Below are 645 nucleotides of genomic sequence, written 5' to 3'. Positions count from 1 at the left end.
GAGCAAGGCTTGTGTGTATGGGTGAAGCGGATCCTTCGTTAAAGAATCACTATCTGAAAGTTCCATCATTCTCCCAAGATACATGACTAAAATACGATCTGAAATATACTTGACCATTGATAAATCATGGGCGATGAATAAATAAGTCAAGCCCATTTCTTTTTGTAACTCTTTTAATAAATTTACTACTTGAGCTTGGATTGAAACATCAAGTGCAGAAATTGGTTCATCACAAACAATGAATTTAGGATTCAATGCCAGCGCCCTTGCAATTCCGATACGCTGACGTTGTCCGCCACTGAATTCATGCGGAAAACGAGTGATATGTTCCGGACTTAGACCAACTAGTTTTAACAGGTCTTCCACCCGTTTTCTTCTCTCTTTACCTTTTGAAATCCCATGAATGGCAAGTGGTTCACCAATTAATTCTTCTACCTTCATCCTTGGGTTTAAGGAAGCGTAAGGATCTTGGAAGATCATCTGGATTTCACGGCGAATATGTGACATTTCACCAGGTTTGTAATCAAAAATATTTTTCCCTTGAAAAAGAACTTCTCCTTCTGTCGGTTCATAAAGGCGGGTTATCGTACGCCCAGCAGTAGATTTTCCACAACCGCTTTCCCCAACAAGTCCGACAGTTTCCCC

The 645-nt window shown here is 40.5% G+C and carries 1 protein-coding gene; it reads right to left on the bottom strand.

The genetic code is table 11. The features are described 5' to 3' along the window. Nucleotides 1-645: ABC transporter ATP-binding protein (locus AC1DUW_RS31715; protein ID WP_477644562.1), on the bottom strand; the 645-nt coding region annotated here is incomplete at both ends.

The organism is Peribacillus sp. P4_C12 (assembly GCF_056402095.1).
The sequence above is the reverse complement of the archived record's forward strand: the minus strand, read 5'-3'. Positions and strand labels throughout refer to the sequence as shown.